The following is a 1,562-nucleotide window of genomic DNA, read 5'->3' as shown; positions in this document are numbered from 1 at the left end:
CCAGGAATTCGCATCAGCATTTCGACCGTGGCGCTGTTGGGGTTGAGCGGCTGAATCATGCAGACGCTTTCTGGGTCGTAGTAGCAAAAGCGCAGCACGGGTTCCAGCGGTTTGAGTCGCTGCACCGACAGGCTAAGCGCAGCCGCAATATCGTCTAAACAGTGGAACTGCACGCCCGATCGCGTCAAGTCTACCAGCAGCCGCGCCTGATGAATGGACACCCCCGGTAGCCGCAGCCAGTCATCGACGCTGGCTTGGTTGACATCAAGCTGAACCCCCAAGCTTGCCGCGATCGCAACTTCCTCCACCGACTGAAAGCGGTAGTACGGGTCTTGCAGGCGCGATCGTACAGACGCAGGTGGTGTCCCGCTGCGCACTTGGGTTTTCGTCGATAGCCAATCTAAAAATGCCATTCGTACAGCTAAACGCAACAGCCTGAATATCTAACCGCTCACTGTTAAGCAATCCGATCGAGGAGCTGCCGCCGCTTCTGCTCAAACTCGTATTCGGAGAGCAGCCCATCGGCGCGGAGCTGATCCAGTTGGCGCACAGCATCGGCGATCGCGGTAATCTGAGCCGGATCGACTGCCTCGGCTAACGGCTTTGTGCCAACGCTGGACGGAACGCCCTCGTTGAACTTCAGGTCAAATTCGTCCTGGTTCTGAGCAAGAAACCAGACGGCTTCGATCGCGCTGGCGATTCGGGGAATCGGCGTCCAAGACAGCAAGAAATACAGCACGCCCCAAAGCGGCTGCTTTAAATAAAACTTGTGCCAGCCTGCTACAGGGGAGACGGCTCCCGCAAACGCCAGCAGCGTAGCCACTTTACGACTTCTTGGCTTACTTAACATGCCCGTGCCTCAGAATCCACCTTTATCATAGTGACTTCTGCGGTCGGCGGCGCGATCGCTACTGCACCTGAATCTGAGCCAGCGTCGTCTTCTGGTAGTAGTGGGACAGAATTTGCTGATAGTTTGCGCCCCGCTGCGCCAGATTGTAAGCACCCCACTGACTCAGCCCAAGCCCGTGTCCAAAGCCGCGCCCTGTCACCTGAAACGAGCCAGGAGCATTTTGCTTGCTCTTGGTGTCGGTGGTGCCAGCTTGAGGCACGATCGTAAACAGCGTGCTTCTTAACCCCAGCGCATTTCGCAGGGTTTCTCCACTAACAGAGCGCTTCACCTGACGCTTGCCATCCTCACCAATCACCTGCATGGAGATCACCCGTCCGCACGGCGTTATTTTTTCTGGCTGAAGCGCGACGATATTTCCCACTCCCGAAATGCGGTTGCTGAGGTCGCTGCGCGAGAACGTCTCGCTCCACTGATAAACCGGAGAGCCTTGGTCGTAGTCAGGCACCGATCGCAGGTAGGGCAGCGCTTGCACCCACACATTCTCGACATTCTCGGTGCAGCCGCCCGCCGACGAGTGAAACACTGCTTCGATGATTGTGCCGTTGTAGGTGAGCACCTGACCCGCTGTGGCTTTCACCGCCATTTGCGTGCCCACAGACTCATCCTCAACCCCGTCGTAGACCTGCCATGCCGCCGTGTCTCCCAAGTCATA

General features: G+C 57.4%; 3 protein-coding genes. All 3 read right to left on the bottom strand.

The window, feature by feature from the left end; all coding sequences use genetic code 11:
- The coding region (locus H6F43_RS00655) for a hypothetical protein (RefSeq protein WP_199290081.1) at positions 1-413 on the bottom strand (413 nt) is incomplete at its 3' end.
- Between the two features lie 44 nt (positions 414-457).
- Positions 458-850, bottom strand: a complete 393-nt coding sequence (locus H6F43_RS00650) for an SHOCT domain-containing protein (RefSeq protein WP_190340107.1) — start codon at positions 848-850, stop codon at positions 458-460.
- A gap of 58 nt (positions 851-908) precedes the next feature.
- A partial coding sequence (locus tag H6F43_RS00645) for a SpoIID/LytB domain-containing protein (RefSeq protein ID WP_190340106.1) occupies positions 909-1,562 on the bottom strand: 654 nt, incomplete at its 5' end.

The sequence above is a fragment of the Leptolyngbya sp. FACHB-36 genome (assembly GCF_014695955.1).
GTDB lineage: Bacteria > Cyanobacteriota > Cyanobacteriia > Leptolyngbyales > Leptolyngbyaceae > FACHB-36.
Note: the sequence above shows the minus strand (reverse complement) of the source record. Positions and strands in the feature narration are given on the sequence as shown.